The sequence below is a fragment of the Nocardioides sp. Z40_12 genome, from assembly GCF_058215795.1.
In genome coordinates, this window is the sequence record NZ_JBZAJA010000005.1 from 67,741 (window position 1) to 83,910 (window position 16,170).

A 16,170-nucleotide genomic window follows, 5' to 3' on the forward strand; every position below is an offset into this window, starting at 1 on the left:
GCGGTCCTCCTCGAGCGGTGCGCGTCGCGTGGGGACCAAGGTGGCACGCGCCGCCGACAGCCGCCAGCCCCTCACGGGCGCGGCGGACCCTCAGTCCAGGAGGCCCCACGGGTCGCAGCGCTCCCACAGGTCGGGCATCCGCAGCACCACGCCGTCCCGGTCGGCGAGGTGCCGCAGCCGGGCCACGGAGACGTGGAGGTCGTCCCCGGCGTAGGGCAGGCTCCGCAAGGGCGCAGTCAGCGGGCGGAAGAAGTCGTCCCAGTGGACCAGCACCACGGCCCGGGCGCCGACCTGCCCGACGGTCTCGTCCCAGTACCGGTCGATGTAGGCGTGGTCCATCAGGCCGAGCTGACCGACGCCGAGGTAGACCACCTCGGCGGCGTGGCCGGCGAGGTGGCCCGGCACGCAGCCCGCCGACCCCTGGACCAGCAGCCGGCGGCCGCTGGGCAGGTGGTGGACGAGTGTCGACCATGCCTCGCCGCAGCGGTACGCCGTGGTGCGCGCGCGCCGCGGCACCGGCGCGGTGATCTCGCCCGGGTAGCGGTCGGGCGGGCAGTGCGAGCCCTCGACCAGGGTGACCTCGTAGGCACCCAGGCGCATCGGCTCCCCCGGCACGGCGGTCCGGATCCGGTCCTCGGGCAGGCCGTGGCCGCGGGCCACCCGGGCGGCCGACTCCCCGCCGACCAGCACCGCCCCGGTCCGGGAGGCGACGGTCGCGGAGTCGAGCACGTGGTCGTAGTGGGTGTGCACCGGCACGACGGCCTCGAGCCGGCGAATGCCGGCGCGGGCCAGCGCCTGGTCGATCCGTGTGATGTCCGGCTCGATCCGGCCCAGGCCGACCCTCAGCAGCCCCGGGCGGGAGAAGAATCCGTCGGTGAGCAGGGCCGACTCACCGTCGTCGACCAGCACCGTGCTGACTCCCAGCCAGGAGACCGACGGGCCCTGCGCCGGGTCGCCGCCCGCCGCCGCGGGCAGCCCGCGGAGACCGGCGTGAGCGGCGAGGTCCGGCCGGCCGGGCCGCAGCCGCATCCTCGGCTACCGCGCCTCGGTGGTGCCGACCTTGCGGGAGCCGAGCTCCTCGTCGAGGCGGAGCAGCCCGGGGCCGTCCTCGTTGATCAGCTCGACGCGGCCGACGATCTCGCTGACGGTCGCCTCCTCCTCGATCTGCTCCTCGAGGAACCAGTTGAGCAGCGGCCGGGAGTCGAGGTCGCCCTCGGACTCGGCGAGCCGGTAGAGCTGGCGGATCGACGCGGAGACCTTCTGCTCGTGCGCCAGCGCGGCCTGGAAGACCTCCAGCACGGTGGTGCCGGTGACCTCCGGCGCGCCCAGGGCACCGATGCGCGGGTGGTTGTCGCGGTCGGCCACGTGGTCGATGAACTTGTTGGCGTGGACGATCTCCTCGTCGGCCTGGTGGCGCAGCCACGCAGCCATCCCCGGGAGGTCCTTGAGCTCCATCTCGATCGCCAGCTGGCGGTAGACCATGGAGGCGTGCAGCTCCAGGCTGATCTGGGCGTTGAAGGCGTCTTCGAGGGTCTGGGTGAGCTTCATGGCCGCAAGCCTAGGCGGCAGCGTCGTATGCCGCACCGAAGGCAAGTCTTGCCTCACCTGCACCGTCGGGGTCCAGGAGGCGCGGCCGGGACGGTCCGGGCCCCGTCGTCGAGTCGGGGGATGCGCTCACCAGCCTTTACACTGGCGGACGGCCCGAACGGGTCCCCGACCCGAACCGAAAGTGACGCCGTACCTCCATGTCTTCCACTCGCAGGAACGACCTGCGCAACGTTGCCATCGTCGCCCACGTCGACCACGGCAAGACCACCCTCGTCGACGCGATGCTCCGTCAGGGTGGCGCCTTCACCGAGCACCAGGCCGAAGGCGTGGCAGAACGCGTCATGGACTCCGGTGACCTCGAGCGCGAGAAGGGCATCACCATCCTCGCGAAGAACACCGCCATCCACTACGCCGGCCCCGCCGCCGAGGGCAAGCCGATGACGATCAACATCATCGACACCCCCGGCCACGCCGACTTCGGTGGCGAGGTCGAGCGCGGTCTCTCCATGGTCGACGGCATCGTGCTGCTGGTCGACGCCTCCGAGGGCCCGCTGCCGCAGACCCGCTTCGTCCTCCGCAAGGCGCTCAACGCCGACATGCCGGTCATCCTGGTGGTCAACAAGACCGACCGTGGCGACGCCCGCATCGCCGAGGTCGTCGACGAGACCTACGAGCTCTTCATGGACCTGCTCGACGACTCACACGGCCAGGACGCCCTGGACTTCCCCGTCGTCTACGCCTCGGGCAAGGCCGGCATCGCCGCCCTCACCGCGCCCGGCAACGGCGAGCTCCCCGACGGCGACAGCCTCGAGCCGCTCTTCAAGACGATCCTGGAGACCATCCCCGCGCCGGTCTACGACGAGGGCGCCCCGCTGCAGGCCCACGTCACCAACCTCGACGCCTCGCCGTTCCTCGGTCGCCTGGCGCTGCTGCGCATCCGCCAGGGCAACCTGAAGAAGGGCCAGACCGTGGCCTGGATGCGCCGCGACGGGTCGGTCAAGAACGTCAAGATCACCGAGCTCCTGGTGACCGAGGGCCTCGAGCGCCAGCCCGGCGAGTCCGCCGGCCCCGGCGACATCGTGGCGGTCGCGGGCATCCCGGAGATCACCATCGGCGAGACCCTGGCCGACCCCGAGAACCCGGTCGCGCTGCCGCTCATCCACGTCGACGAGCCGGCGATCTCGATGACCATCGGCACCAACACCTCGCCGCTGGTCGGCCGGGTCAAGGGCTCCAAGGTCACCGCCCGCCTCGTCAAGGACCGCCTCGACTCCGAGCTGGTCGGCAACGTCTCGCTCCGCGTGCTGCCCACCGAGCGTCCCGACGCCTGGGAGGTGCAGGGCCGCGGCGAGCTGGCGCTGGCCATCCTGGTCGAGCAGATGCGGCGCGAGGGCTACGAGCTCACCGTCGGCAAGCCGCAGGTGGTCACCAAGGAGATCGACGGCAAGATCCACGAGCCGGTCGAGCGCCTCACCATCGACGCTCCCGAGGAGTACCTCGGCACCATCACCGAGCTGCTCGCCACCCGCAAGGGCCGGATGGAGCAGATGACCAACCACGGCACCGGCTGGGTGCGGATGGAGTTCCTCGTCCCGGCACGTGGCCTGATCGGCTTCCGGACCGAGTTCCTCACCGAGACCCGCGGCACCGGCATCGCCCACCACATCTCCGAGGGCTACGAGCCGTGGGCCGGCGAGATCCGGTCGCGCAACAACGGCTCGCTCGTCGCCGACCGCAAGGGCGCCGCGACGGCGTACGCCATGACCTCGCTCCAGGAGCGCGGCGTGATGTTCGTCGAGCCGACGACCGAGGTCTACGAGGGCATGATCGTCGGCGAGAACTCCCGCGCCGACGACATGGACGTCAACATCACCAAGGAGAAGCAGCAGACCAACATCCGGTCCGCCACCTCCGACAACTTCGAGAAGCTGATCCCGCCGAGGAAGCTCTCGCTGGAGCAGTGCCTGGAGTTCTGCCGCGAGGACGAGTGCGTCGAGGTCACCCCCGACGCCGTCCGCATCCGCAAGGTCGAGCTGGACGCCAACGTCCGCGCCAAGACCGCCTCGCGGGCGCGCAAGGCCAACAAGGCCTGATCCGCACGCGCTGAGCCCGAAGGCCCGCCACGCGACCGCGTGGCGGGCCTTCGTCGTTCCGCGCCGCCGGAAGCGGAGCAGAGAGGGTGCACACCGGTGTCCCGGCCGGCCCTTCTGCAGGCCCTGCCCGCGACTGCGGCGACGCGCGCTCAGTGGGCGCAGCCCTCGGGCGTGAGGTACTCCTCCCCGGTGACGGCCTGCCAGGTCAGCACGAGGTCGAACTCGCCGGAGGGCTCACCGGTCTCCGGGCACGGGCTGGCGTGACCGAGCGTGGCGTCGGGGTTGCTCTGCTTCGCCAGCCACCACAGCGGGTACTCCCACTGCCACATGCCCGAGGACACCCCGATGCGCGGGGCCTCCTGGTCACGCAGGGAGTCCACGGCGTGCTGGTAGGGCCAGGCCAGGTTCGGGCGACCCCGGAAGAGCTCCTCCTCGGCGCTCGTGGTCAGGACTGACCTCTCGCCGACCAGCGGCCGCAGGTCCTGCTGGACGAGGTAGGGGACCGACGCGGCCGTCAGCACGCCCAGCGTGACGACCCCGATCCACCGGGGCCACCGGCTCAACGCAGCGCCGACCAGCACGGCGCCCAGAGCGATCGCCGTCAGCAGGAAGCGTCCGCCCCACACCTGCCACTTGAGCACCGCCGAGGCGCCCACGAGCACCACCACGGTGGCCATCGCGACTGGCCACAGCGCCCGGTGCCGGCGACCGCCCGCCAGCAGGGCCACGAACGCGACGAGGATGAGGAGGACCTGCAGCGGGTTGGCGGCTCGATCCTCGGTCTTGAACGAGTCGACGACGAAGGTGCCCATGGTGGCCCTCTGGTCGTCGGGGTCCAGCCCCAAGCCCTCGAGGAGGCCGCGGACGCCCCTCTCGAGGCGGTCGTTGACCTCGGGGTCGGGCAGGGCCACGTGGAGGGTGATGTTCCTGACCACGTTCAGGCCGGTCGTCGCGGGCGTGATGACCTCGTTGGTCAGCTTCGACTCGACCCCGGCGATGCTGCCCCACGTCTGGTGGTTGTTGACCATCCACCACACGTTCGGGGCCACCCCGAGGAGGACCGCCAAGGCGAGCGGGAGCACCGCGCGCCGTAGGGCGACCCCGCGCAGGAGCCGCAGCGAGATGACCACCGCGGGGAGCACCATCAGCACCGCAGTGGGCTTGACCGCCACCGCCAGGCCGCTCGCCAGGGCCACCCCCAGCAGCCAGCCCGGGTGGGCTCGCGGGTGCAGCGCCATGGCGTAGGCAATCACCGCCAGGGTGCACATGACGTAGTCCGTCTGGGTGGTCACGGCCTGCCCCACCACCAGCGGGCTCAGCCCGAAGACACCGGCGGCGATGGCCTGGCCCCGTCGGTCGACGCCCACGTTGCGGGCCAGCACGGAGACTGCGACCAGGGCGACGAGGTGGGCGCTGTACTGGACCAGGTTGACCGCCCACACCGCCCCGCTGAGCAGGGAGAGGTGGGCCATGCCGAGCTCCGCGGTGAAGGGGAGGTAGACCTGCGGGGCGAACTCCGTGGGGAACGAGGTCACCCGCTCCGCCTGCAGCCACTGCTCCACCTTGACCAGGTGGTAGCTCATCGAGTCCCAGTTCGTGGGGGCGACGCTCACGGCCAGCACGAGCAGGACGAGGGCCTCCACGGCCAGCACCACGACCCAGGGGTCGCGCCACCCCTTGCCCAGGACGGGGCGGGGTGGTCGCCTGCGGTAGAGCAGGAGGGCCTGGATCGCCAGAAGGACGAGATGGCTCAGCAGCACCCCGGTGAAGTTGAGCTGGTCGACCAGCGAGAGCAGACCTGCGACCAGCTGCCAGCCGGCGACCCACAGCAGGAAGCCGAAGAGGATCCCATCGCGCCATCCCACGCGGGCCGCCGCGACCGCCGACCAGCCGCCCAGCACGAGGAAGGGCAGCAGCACCAGGGCCGTCACCGAGCGACCTCGCGGGTGCCGACCGGGCGGCGCTCGGCCCGGGTCCCGGCGTGCTCAGGGCGGCATTCACACACGTGGCGTCGAGACGTCATGCGGGCAGGGTAGGGGCCACCAGCGGACCTCCGCGTGCTTTTCCCGGGACGGCTCGTTTCTCGCGTCAGTCGCCGACAGCCAGGGCGTGCACGACCAGCGAGGCCAGCTCGGCGTACGCCTCGGCGTCGGTCATCTCCATCCGCGCGAAGAGCTCACCGCGCTGGATCGCCGCCATCGTGGCGGCGACCATCTCGGCGACGAACTGGGCGTTGACGGAGCGGAAGGACCCGGCCTCGATGCCCTCGGCGATCAGCTCGCGGATCCGGGTGGCAGCCGCCGCGGTGTTCGTCGAGTAGACCTCGGCGGTGGCGCGGGAGGCGAGCAGGTCCTCCATGAACTCCCGCGACAGCGGCCGGAGGTAGTCGGCGACCGCGAGCAGGTAGGCGGTGACCCGCTCCCCCGGGTCGCCGGCCTGCCCGACCCGGGCCTCCACCACCGGCACCGAGGCGCGGAAGTACTCGCGGACCACCTCCAGCACCAGCTCCTGCTTGGAGGAGGCCAGCGCGTAGAGGGTGGTCTTCGAGCAGTGCAGCCGCTCGGCCAGGTCGTCCAGGGTGAACTGGGAGAAGCCCTCGGCCGCGAGCAGGTCGACGAGGCGGCGCAGCAGGTCCTGCTGACGCGCTGTACGCGGCCGCCCCGGCCGCCCCGGCCGCCCCGACCCCGCCTGGCCCGCCGGGGTCATGACCCGGATGCCTGGGCCTCGGCCCGAGCCTTGCGCAGGTGGTAGCGCTGGATCTTGCCCGAAGGGGTCTTGGGCAGCTCGTCGACCACGTGCACGGCCCGCGGGAACAGGTGCGCGGCCAGCTTGGTCTTGACCCGCTGCTGCAGCTCCGCGCTCAGCTCGGGGGTCGGCTGGACCCCCGGGGCCAGCACCACGAACGCCTCGACCACCTCGCCGCGCAGGTCGTCGGGCACACCGATGACCGCTGCCTCCGCGACCCGCTCGTCGGCGACCAGCACGCTCTCGATCTCGAACGGGCCGATCCGGTAGCCGGCCATGATGATCACGTCGTCGTCGCGGGAGGCGAAGAAGAAGTCGCCGTCGCCATCCACGTGCCCCGTGTCGCCGGTGTAGTACCAGCGACCGTCGGCGCTGAACCGCTCTGCGGTCTTCTCCGGGGCGTCGACGTACCCGGTGAACCACATCAACGGGCTGCCGGCCAGGTCGATGACCACCCGCCCCGGCTCCCCGGGCGCGGCGGGCTCGTCGACGTCGTTGCGCAGCACCGCTGCCGCCCAGCCGGGCATCGGGCGACCCATCGACCCGGGCTTGACCGGACGGCGGACGTCGTCGTGCCAACCGTTGACGATCGACATGCCCAGCTCGGTCTGGCCGTAGGTGTCGTGGATCTCCGCGCCCAGCACCCGCTCCCCCCACTCGACCATGTCGGGGTTGAGCGGCTCCCCGGCCGAGCTGGCCCGGCGCAGCCGCAACCCCTCGGGCGGGGGCACCTCGGAGCTGCGCAGCGTGCGGTAGACGGTCGGGGCGGCAGCCAGGTTGGTGACGCCCAGCCGCTCGATCACCTGCCAGGTGGTGGCCGGGGTGAACCCGGCCTGGAGCAGGATGTTGCGCCGACCCACGGCCAACGGGGCGGCGATGCCGTAGTAGAGACCGTAGGCCCAGCCGGGGTCGGCGGCGTTCCAGTAGACGTCGTCCTCGCGGACGTCGAGCCCGTACTCCAGGTAGGCGACGAAGGCGGCCAGGGCGCGCACCGGTATCGGCACCCCCTTGGGCGTGCCGGTGGTGCCACTGGTGAAGAGCCGGACCAGCTCGGCGGCGCCGTCGACCGGCACCACCGGCGCCTCGTCGGGGTCCGCCTCTGCCAGCATCGGGTCCAGGAGCAGGTCACCGTCGCGCCCCGCACCACCGGCCACCACCACGCGCCACGCCACGTCGGCAGGGAGGTCCTCTCCCGGCACGAGCTTGGCGCGCTGGCCGGAGTCGCAGACCACCAGCTTGGCGTCGGCCCCGGCGAGGCGGAGCGCGATGGCCGGGGTGGCGAAGGCGGTGAAGAGCGGCACGTGCACGGCGCCCGCGCGCCAGATGCCCAGCACCGCGGTGACCAGGTCGAGCGACTTGCCCATCAGGGTCGCGACCCGGTCGCCGGGCCGGACGCCCTCGGCGACCAGCGCGGCGGCGAACCGCCGGGACCGCTCGGAGAGCTCGCCGTAGGTGACGTCGACCGGCTCCAGGTCGGGGCCGACGACGGTGAAGCCGACCGCGTCGGCCGGGTGCCGGTCGCACAGGAGGTCGGCGACGACCATCTCGGGGGCGTCGAAGGTGCTCAACAGGTCGGCGACGCGGCCATCGGGGGTCATCTGATCTCCTCGGTAGGGGCGGGCGGGCTAGCTGTCGCCACCTCCGTAGGATACGGATAACGATACTGGCGACTGCGCTACAGTATCGCTGTGATGTGGCTGGCGCCACACCAGCCCACCAGAGCCCACGAGACGGAGCCCCCATGACCGCCACCCGCCGGATGCCCACCGAGGAGTCCGCCGAGCTCCTCGCCCTGGTCCGCGACCTGGCCGCCCGCGAGCTCGCTCCGCGCAGCGCGGAGGCCGAGGCCACCGAGACCTTCCCGCGGGACGTCTTCCGCCTGCTCGGCGAGGTCGGCGTGCTGGGCCTGCCCTACGCCGAGGAGCACGGCGGAGGCGGCCAGCCCTACGAGGTCTACCTCCAGGTGCTCGAGGAGATCGGGGCGGTCTGGTCCTCGGTCGGCGTCGGGGTCTCGGTGCACGCCCTCTCCTGCTTCGGCCTGGTCAACTTCGCCACCCCCGAGCAGCAGCAGCGCTGGCTGCCCGACATGCTCGGCGGCGACCTGCTCGGCGCCTACTGCCTCTCCGAGGCGCACGCCGGCTCCGACCCGGCCGCGATGCGCACCACCGCCCGCCTCGACGGCGACGAGTACGTGCTCAACGGCGCCAAGGCGTGGACCACCCACGGCGGGCAGGCCGACTTCTACAAGGTGATGGCCCGCACCAGCGACGACCGGAACGGCATCTCCTGCTTCCTCGTCCCGGCCGACACCCCGGGCCTGAGCGCCGACGCCCCCGAGCGCAAGATGGGGCTGACCGGCTCCACCACCGCGACCATGCGGCTCGACGACGTCCGGATCCCGGTGGAGCGCCGGCTCGGCGCCGAGGGCGACGGCCTCAAGATCGCGTTGGCCGGGCTCGACTCCGGCCGGCTCGGCATCGCCGCGGTCGCCACCGGTCTGGCCCAGGGCGCCCTGGACCAGGCGGTCGCCTACGCCCGCGAGCGGGAGACCTTCGGCAAGCCGATCATCGACCACCAGGGGCTCGCCTTCGTGCTGGCCGACATGGAGGCGGCGGTGCAGTCCGCCCGCGCGATCACCCTGCACGCCGCCCGGCTCAAGGACGCCGGGCTGCCGTTCTCCCGGGAGGCCTCGATCGCCAAGATGGTCGCCACCGACCACGCCATGAAGGTGACCACCGACGCCGTCCAGGTCTTCGGCGGCTACGGCTACACCCGCGACTTCCCGGTGGAGCGCTACATGCGCGAGGCCAAGGTGATGCAGATCTTCGAGGGCACCAACCAGATCCAGCGGATGGTCATCTCCCGCTCGCTGGCCAAGGACGACGCGGGCCGGATCACCCACGCCTGACCCTGTCCCGCCCGCGCCTCCCCGCGCCTCCCCGCCCGGCGGCTCGCCCCACGTCCGTCCTGCGCACCCCCTGCGTACCCCCGCGCGCCCACCCGACCCACGCCCGACCGTCCACACCCATCCACACCCATCCACACACAGCAGGAGAGTCACCGACCGTGCAGCTCAACGACACCGCCGCGATCGTCACCGGAGGAGCCTCCGGGCTCGGAGCGGCCACCGCCGCCGCCCTGGCCGCCCAGGGCGCCCGGGTCTTCGCCTTCGACCTGCCGACGGCGATCGAGGACGCCCCCGAGGTCGCCGGGGCGACCTACCTCGGCGTCGACGTCACCGACCCCGAGCAGGTGGCCGCCGCGGTGGAGACCGCGGCCGGCGCCGGCCTCGCGCTGCGCACCGTGGTCAACTGCGCCGGCATCGGCCCGTCGATGCGGATCCTGGGCCGCAAGGGCCCCCACGACCTGGCCTTCTTCGCCAAGGTCGTCCAGGTCAACCTGGTCGGCACCTTCAACGTGATGACGCTGGCCGCGGAGCGGATCGCCGCCACCGAGCCGCTCGAGGACGGCCAGCGCGGCGTGGTCATCAACACCGCCTCGATCGCCGCCTACGACGGCCAGGTCGGCCAGGCGGCGTACGCCTCCTCCAAGGGCGGGGTGGTCGGCCTGACCCTGCCCGCGGCCCGCGACCTCGCCCAGCACGGCATCCGGGTGCTCACCATCGCCCCCGGCATCATCGAGACCCCGATGCTGGCCACCGTCTCCGAGGAGTTCCGGGCCGGGCTCGCGGCCGGCGTCCCCTTCCCGCAGCGGCTCGGCCGCCCCGAGGAATACGCCCGGCTCGCGCTCGCCATGATCGAGCACGACTACCTCAACGGCGAGGTCATCCGGATGGACGGCGCCCTGCGGATGGCCCCGCGCTGATCTCCCCCGAGGGCGCCGGGGCGCCGGCGTCCTCGGGGCTCTCGGGCAGGACGACGTTGAACCGTCGCCGCTGCACGCTCACCACGACGTCCTGGGACTCCGCCCACCCGGTCTCGGGGTCCAGGGCGGTCAGCACGTAGCGCCCGATCGGCGGCAGGTCGAGCTGGTAGTGGCCCTCGTCGTCGGTCCGGGTGATCCCCACCGACTCGCCGGTGCTGTCGGTCAGCACCACGAGCGCGCTGTCGACCGGCCAGCCGCCCCGGGAGACCACCCCGGCGACGGTGAGCCGCTCGTCGAGCCTCAGCGCGGACTCCACGTCGGGCGAGAGCTGACGCAGCTGCGACCTCGCGGCCCAGCCCTCGGCGGAGCAGACGACGAGGTACTCCCCCGCGCCCGGCAGCACCACCGACCAGCGTCCCGCGTTGTCGGCGCGCGCCCAGTCGGCCTGGCGACCGGTCGGTTCGAGCACCGAGACCACCGCCAGCCGGGCCGGCGAGCCGTCGGGCTTGCGCACCTGGCCCCGCACCACGACCTCCGCGGCGGCGTCCACCCGGCGTCCGGCGTCGGCCCGGGCGGGTTCCCCGGCCGGTCGGTCGGTGGCGAGCACGGGCGCGAGGCGGACCGGGATGAACCAGCCGACGCCCGCCCCGAGGAAGGCGGCGCAGGCCGCCAGCCAGCTGGTCGCGTGCACGGCGGCCTCGGACGGGAAGCCGTCGGCGAGCGTGCCCGCGGCGAGCACGGCCGCGACGCACGCCGAGGAGGTCGAGGTGCCGATCGAGCGGACCACCGTGTTGAGCCCGTTGGCCGCGGCCGTCTCGGTGATCGGGACGGCCTGCATGATCAGCACCGGCATGGCCGCGAAGCAGACCGCGATGCCGACGGAGACGATCGTGACGCCGACCAGCAGCTGGATGACGGTGGCGTCGAAGATCACCCGGGAGACGTAGCCCAGGCCGGTCACCACGAGTCCGGCGATCAGCGTGGTGCGGGCACCGAAGGTGCGGGTCACGGCGGCCGAGACCGGGGACATCAGGATCATCAGGACGCCGCCGGGCAGCATCGCCAGCCCCGCCTCGGTCACCCCCAGGCCGAATCCGACACCGCTCGAGGCGGGCAGCTGCAGCTGCTGGACGGCGACCAGCAGGTTGGCGAACATCGCGAACCCCGCGAGCAGGGAGGCGATGTTGGTCAGCAGCACCGGACGACGTCCGGAGGTGCGCAGGTCGACGAGAGGCTGGCCGGTGCGCAGCTCCCACGGCGCCCACAGCCCGAAGACGAGCACCGCGAGCAGGAAGCAGAGCAGCGTCCACTGCGACGTCCAGCCCCACTGCCCGCCCTTGGAGATGCCCATGAGCAGCGAGGTCAGCGCCACCGACATCAAGATCGCGCCCAGCCAGTCGAAGCTGCCGCGCGCCTGTACCGACGACTCGGGCACCACCACGAAGACCAGCGCGAGCATCACCACCGACATCACGACGCTGCCGTAGAAGACCGACTGCCAGCCGAAGGTCTCGTACATCAGCCCGGACAGCGGCAGGCCCACCGCGCCCCCGATGCCCAGGGTGGCGCTCATCAGCGCGACCGCTCCGCCGATCTTCTCCGGCGGCAGCTCGTCGCGCATGGTGGAGATGCCGATGGGGATCAGCGCGGGCGCGAAGCCCTGCAGGGCCCGGGCCACGATCAGCACGGTCAGGGAGTCGCTCGCGGCTCCCAGGAGCGAGCCGGCCAGCAGCACCAGCAGCGCGACCATCATCATCCGGCGCTTGCCGTACATGTCGGCCAGGCGGGAGAGGATCGGCGTCGCCACGGCCGAGGTGAGCAGGGTGACGGTGACCAGCCAGGAGGCGTTGTCGGCCGTGGTGCCGAGCAGCCGGGGGAAGTCGGGCAGCAACGGCACGACCAGGGTCTGCATCAGCGAGACCGCGGTGCCGCAGAGAGCCAGCACGAGCACGATCGTGCCGGAGCGCCGCGGTCCCCGCGAGGTCTGGGGAGCGGGTGTGGCGGTCGCGGTCAACGCAGCACCGCCCTCGTCAGGACAGCCATGCCTGGCACCCTACGGCGTGGCCGGATCGCGCCCGTCGGGCTCCCGCCCCGACCGCTAGCAGCAACGGGCCCCCGGCGCGTGCTCGCGCTGGTCGTCGCGGTGGCGTTCGAACTCGCGCCGCGCCATCGGCGTGGCGCCGGCCGCCGCGCACTCGGCGAGGTAGTCGTCCCACTTCGCCTCCCCGGTGAGCTGACGGACGTACCAGCGCAACCGGGACAGCACCCTCATGACCGCTCCCCCGTCCCGGCGGTCTGGCGCTGCTCCTCCCAGCGGCGCACCGCCTCCTTCTCCTCGGGGGTGGCGATGAAGCCCGAGGGGGCGACCAGGGCCGACGGCTGCTTGGGCACCTCGGTGGTGGGCAGGCCACCGGAGCGGATCGCCTTGACGCAGACGACGAGCGCGTTGGCCACCACCACGATGACCAGGAGGGCGAACAGCGCCTGCAGCGTGCCGTTGAGCGTGGAGTTGAAGATGACCTGGTCCATCTGGGCCCGGTCGGTGGCCGGGGCGAGCAGCTCCCCGGCGTCGCGCGCCTCGACGTAGCGCGAGCGCTGGGAGAAGTAGCCGATCGCCGGGTTGTCGGAGAAGACCTTCTGCCAGCTCGCGGTCATGGTCACCACCAGGTCCCAGACCAGCCCGATGCCGGGCACCCAGACCCACTTCACCTTGCCGTGCTTGATCAGCAGGGTGGCGCAGAGGGTGAGCGCGATCGCCGCCAGCAGCTGGTTGGCGATGCCGAAGAGCGGGAAGAGCTGGTTGATGCCGCCGAGCGGGTCGGTGACCCCGACGTAGAGCATGTAGCCCCACAGCCCGACCACCACGGCACTGGCCGACCAGGCGGCCGGCCGCCACTCCAGGTCGGCGTACCGGGGCCACAGGTTGCCCACCGTGTCCTGCAGCATGAAGCGGCCCACCCGGGTGCCGGCGTCGACCGCGGTGAGGATGAACAGCGCCTCGAACATGATCGCGAAGTGGTACCAGAAGGCGGCCAGACCGCCGCCGAAGGCCTCGGTGAAGACCGAGGAGATGCCGAAGGCCAGGGTGGGCGCACCGCCGGTGCGGGAGATCAGCGACTCCTCCTCGACCGAGGCGGCGGCCGCCTGGAGGTCGGCCGGGCTGATGCTGAACCCGAGGCTGGTGACGAACTCCGCGGCGGTCGCCGGATCGACTCCGGTCGCGCCGGCCGGGGAGTTGATCGCGTAGTAGAGCCCGGGGTCGATCACGCAGGCGGCGATCAGCGCGCTGATCGCGACGAACGACTCCATCAGCATCCCGCCGTAGCCGATCATCCGGACCTGGCTCTCCTTGGCCACCATCTTGGGCGTGGTGCCCGAGGAGATCAGTGCGTGGAACCCCGACAACGCCCCGCACGCGATGGTGATGAAGACGAACGGGAAGACCTTGCCCGCGAAGACCGGGCCGTCGCCGTCGACCGCGAAGTCGGTGACCGCCGGGCTCTGCAGCGCCGGCGCGGCGATCACCAGGCCGACCGCGAGGAGCACGATCACCCCGATCTTCATGAAGGTGGAGAGGTAGTCGCGGGGGGTGAGCAGCATCCACACGGGCAGGATCGAGGCGACGAAGCCGTAGACGACCAGGGCCAGGGTCAGCTGCTCCTTGGAGAGGGTGAGCGCGTCGGCCAGGCCCCAGGAGTCGACGTACCCGCCGCCGATGATCGCCAGCAGCAGCAGCACCACGCCGATCGCGGTGACCTCCGAGACGCGCCCGGGGCGCAGGACGCGCAGGTAGAACCCCATGAAGAGCGCGATCGGGATGGTCAGCCCGATCGAGAAGACACCCCACGGGGACTCGGCGAGCGCGTTGACCACGACCAGGGCCAGCACCGCCAGGATGATGATCATGATGGCGAAGACCGCGATCAGCGCGGCGATCCCGCCGATCGTCCCGATCTCCTCGCGCACCATCTGGCCCAGCGACTTGCCGTCGCGGCGCATCGAGAAGAAGAGGACCACCATGTCCTGGACCGCCCCGGCGAAGATGACGCCGACGATGATCCAGATGGTGCCGGGCAGGTAGCCCATCTGGGCGGCCAGCACCGGCCCGACCAGCGGCCCGGCCCCGGCGATCGCGGCGAAGTGGTGGCCGAAGAGGACGTGGCGGTCGGTGACGTCGAAGTCGCGCCCGTTCTCCAGGCGCTCGGCCGGGGTGGCTCGGGTGTCGTCGACCTCGAGCACCTTGCGGGCGATGAAGCGGGCGTAGAAGCGGTAGGCGATCGCGTAGGAGGACAGGGCGGCGAAGAGGATCCACAGCGCCGAGACCTCCTCCCCGCGCGAGAGCGCCAGCACGGTCCAGCAGGCCGCCCCGACCACCGCGACGGCGATCCACACGGCCACCGAGACGGGGTTGCGCCGGACCGGGCCGGGCGTGGGGGGCGGCGTCACCGTGGCGGTCGACCCTGCGGACATGTGGTTCCTCCTCCGAGAACGGGCGCGCCCCGGGTCCGCGAGCCCACCCCTGATTCGTACTCCTCCGTGAGGTGGATCACAAGGACCGCCACGAGCCGGCCTCCCCTACGGGCGGGCGGTGCGGTTGGCCGTGATGCCGGCGCCGACGAGGCCGACGGTCATGAGGACCGCCGGGACGCCCTGCACGCTCGCGGGGAGGAACCCCGGCCCGGCCACCACGAGCCGCCCACGCCAGGGGGAGCGACGGCCCCGCGAGAGCCCACGCCGTGCCTCTCAGGCCGACAGTCGCTGGCCGGACGCGGGGTCGAAGACGTGGACCGCCGCCGGGTCGATCGCCAGCCCGATCCGGTCGCCCTTGGCGACCTGCTGGTGCCCCTCGAGCCGCACCACCACCGGGGTCGGGGCCACCGCGGCCTGCGCGGCGTCGCCGTCGCGCAGGGCGTAGACGAAGGCGTCGGCGCCGAGCTCCTCGACCACCGTGACGGTGACCGGGACGGCGGCCTCGTCGGGACCGACGACCCTCCAGGCGTGGGGACGCACCCCGAGCGTGACCTCCCCGTCCGCCCGCGCGATCGCCTCCCGCGGCAGCGGGACGGGGCAGCCGTCGACGAGGGCCACACCGTCGCTGACCTGCGCCGTGAGCAGGTTCATCGCGGGCGAGCCGATGAAGCCGGCGACGAAGAGGTTGGCCGGGCGGTCGTAGAGGGCCAGCGGGGTGTCGACCTGCTGGAGCGTGCCGGCCCGCATCACCGCCACCCGGTCGCCCATCGTCATCGCCTCGACCTGGTCGTGGGTGACGTAGACGGTGGTGGTGCCGAGCCGGTGCTGGAGCGCCGCGATCTGGGTGCGGGTCGAGACCCGCAGCTTGGCGTCGAGGTTGGAGAGCGGCTCGTCCATGCAGAAGACCTGGGGCTGGCGGACGATCGCCCGGCCCATCGCCACCCGCTGCCGCTGCCCCCCGGAGAGCGCCTTGGGCTTGCGGTCGAGGACGTCGGTGAGGTCGAGCATGGCCGCGGCCTCGGAGACCCGCCGCACCCGCTCCTCCTTCGGCATCCGGGCGACCTTGAGGGCGAAGCCCATGTTGTCGGCCACGCTCATGTGCGGGTAGAGCGCGTAGTTCTGGAAGACCATGGCGATGTCGCGGTCCCGCGGGAGGTCGCGGGTGACGTCACGGTCGCCGATGGAGATGTGCCCCGAGGTGCACTCCTCGAGCCCGGCGAGCATCCGCAGCGAGGTCGACTTGCCGCAGCCCGACGGGCCCACCAGGACCATCAGCTCGCCGTCGGCGATCTCGAGGTCGAGGGCCTGCACCGCTGGGCGCTCCGCACCCGGGTAGCGGCGTTCCGCCTGGTCGAACCGGACCTGCGCCATGGGGGCTCTCCCTCTGTCGGGCATCTGTCGGGGGTGGTTCCGGGTGTGGTTCCGGGTGTGCCGGCGACCCCTCCCCGGCCTCGGACGGCCCGGGTGCTCCTCACCGTACGACGCTTGC

The 16,170-nt window shown here is 72.3% G+C and carries 12 protein-coding genes; 3 read left to right on the plus strand and 9 right to left on the minus strand.

What is annotated here, in order from left to right; genetic code table 11:
* Positions 1-90: 90 nt before the first annotated feature.
* Positions 91-1,029: an MBL fold metallo-hydrolase gene (locus AC4BG9_RS10985; protein WP_490571135.1), complete on the minus strand. Its 939-nt coding sequence runs from the start codon at positions 1,027-1,029 to the stop codon at positions 91-93.
* Between the two features lie 6 nt (positions 1,030-1,035).
* Positions 1,036-1,548, minus strand: coding sequence for a ferritin (locus AC4BG9_RS10990; RefSeq protein ID WP_490571136.1), 513 nt, complete (start codon positions 1,546-1,548; stop codon positions 1,036-1,038).
* A 197-nt stretch (positions 1,549-1,745) separates the two neighbouring features.
* On the opposite strand from AC4BG9_RS10990, the gene typA reads away from it, so the two are divergent.
* Positions 1,746-3,641 (plus strand): translational GTPase TypA, encoded by a 1,896-nt coding sequence (gene typA / locus AC4BG9_RS10995; RefSeq protein WP_490571137.1) that lies wholly within the window; start codon positions 1,746-1,748, stop codon positions 3,639-3,641.
* A 149-nt stretch (positions 3,642-3,790) separates the two neighbouring features.
* Here typA and AC4BG9_RS11000 read toward each other — a convergent pair whose 3' ends face one another.
* The 3 genes from AC4BG9_RS11000 to AC4BG9_RS11010 form a co-directional block, all read right to left on the minus strand.
* Complete coding sequence (locus AC4BG9_RS11000) at positions 3,791-5,572, minus strand: glycosyltransferase family 39 protein (protein WP_490571138.1); 1,782 nt, start codon at positions 5,570-5,572, stop codon at positions 3,791-3,793.
* A gap of 157 nt (positions 5,573-5,729) precedes the next feature.
* Positions 5,730-6,347 carry a TetR/AcrR family transcriptional regulator gene (locus tag AC4BG9_RS11005; RefSeq protein WP_490571139.1) on the minus strand — a complete coding sequence of 206 codons (618 nt, stop codon included), beginning with the start codon at positions 6,345-6,347 and terminating at the stop codon, positions 5,730-5,732.
* Entirely contained in the window at positions 6,344-7,984 is a 1,641-nt protein-coding gene (locus AC4BG9_RS11010; RefSeq protein WP_490571140.1) for an AMP-binding protein, read from the minus strand. Before AC4BG9_RS11010 ends, AC4BG9_RS11005 begins: the two co-directional genes overlap by 4 nt.
* A 143-nt stretch (positions 7,985-8,127) precedes the next feature.
* Between AC4BG9_RS11010 and AC4BG9_RS11015 the strand changes: the two genes are divergently transcribed.
* The gene (locus tag AC4BG9_RS11015; RefSeq protein ID WP_490571141.1) at positions 8,128-9,294 is read left to right on the plus strand and encodes an acyl-CoA dehydrogenase family protein; all 1,167 of its coding nucleotides are present in this window, start codon (positions 8,128-8,130) and stop codon (positions 9,292-9,294) included.
* Between the two features lie 158 nt (positions 9,295-9,452).
* Positions 9,453-10,211, plus strand: coding sequence for an SDR family NAD(P)-dependent oxidoreductase (locus AC4BG9_RS11020; protein WP_490571142.1), 759 nt, complete (start codon positions 9,453-9,455; stop codon positions 10,209-10,211).
* Here the strand turns inward: AC4BG9_RS11020 and AC4BG9_RS11025 are convergent.
* The 4 genes from AC4BG9_RS11025 to AC4BG9_RS11040 form a co-directional block, all read right to left on the minus strand.
* Complete coding sequence (locus AC4BG9_RS11025; RefSeq protein ID WP_490571143.1) at positions 10,171-12,156, minus strand: MFS transporter; 1,986 nt, start codon at positions 12,154-12,156, stop codon at positions 10,171-10,173. The two genes, AC4BG9_RS11020 and AC4BG9_RS11025, sit on opposite strands and share 41 nt — an antisense overlap.
* 153 nt (positions 12,157-12,309) lie before the next feature.
* Complete coding sequence (locus AC4BG9_RS11030) at positions 12,310-12,483, minus strand: YbdD/YjiX family protein (protein ID WP_490571144.1); 174 nt, start codon at positions 12,481-12,483, stop codon at positions 12,310-12,312.
* Positions 12,480-14,681, minus strand: coding sequence for a carbon starvation CstA family protein (locus AC4BG9_RS11035; RefSeq protein ID WP_490571145.1), 2,202 nt, complete (start codon positions 14,679-14,681; stop codon positions 12,480-12,482). The genes AC4BG9_RS11030 and AC4BG9_RS11035 overlap by 4 nt, the downstream gene beginning before the upstream one ends.
* A gap of 273 nt (positions 14,682-14,954) precedes the next feature.
* Positions 14,955-16,052 (minus strand): ABC transporter ATP-binding protein, encoded by a 1,098-nt coding sequence (locus AC4BG9_RS11040; protein ID WP_490571146.1) that lies wholly within the window; start codon positions 16,050-16,052, stop codon positions 14,955-14,957.
* Between the last annotated feature and the right edge of the window lie 118 nt (positions 16,053-16,170).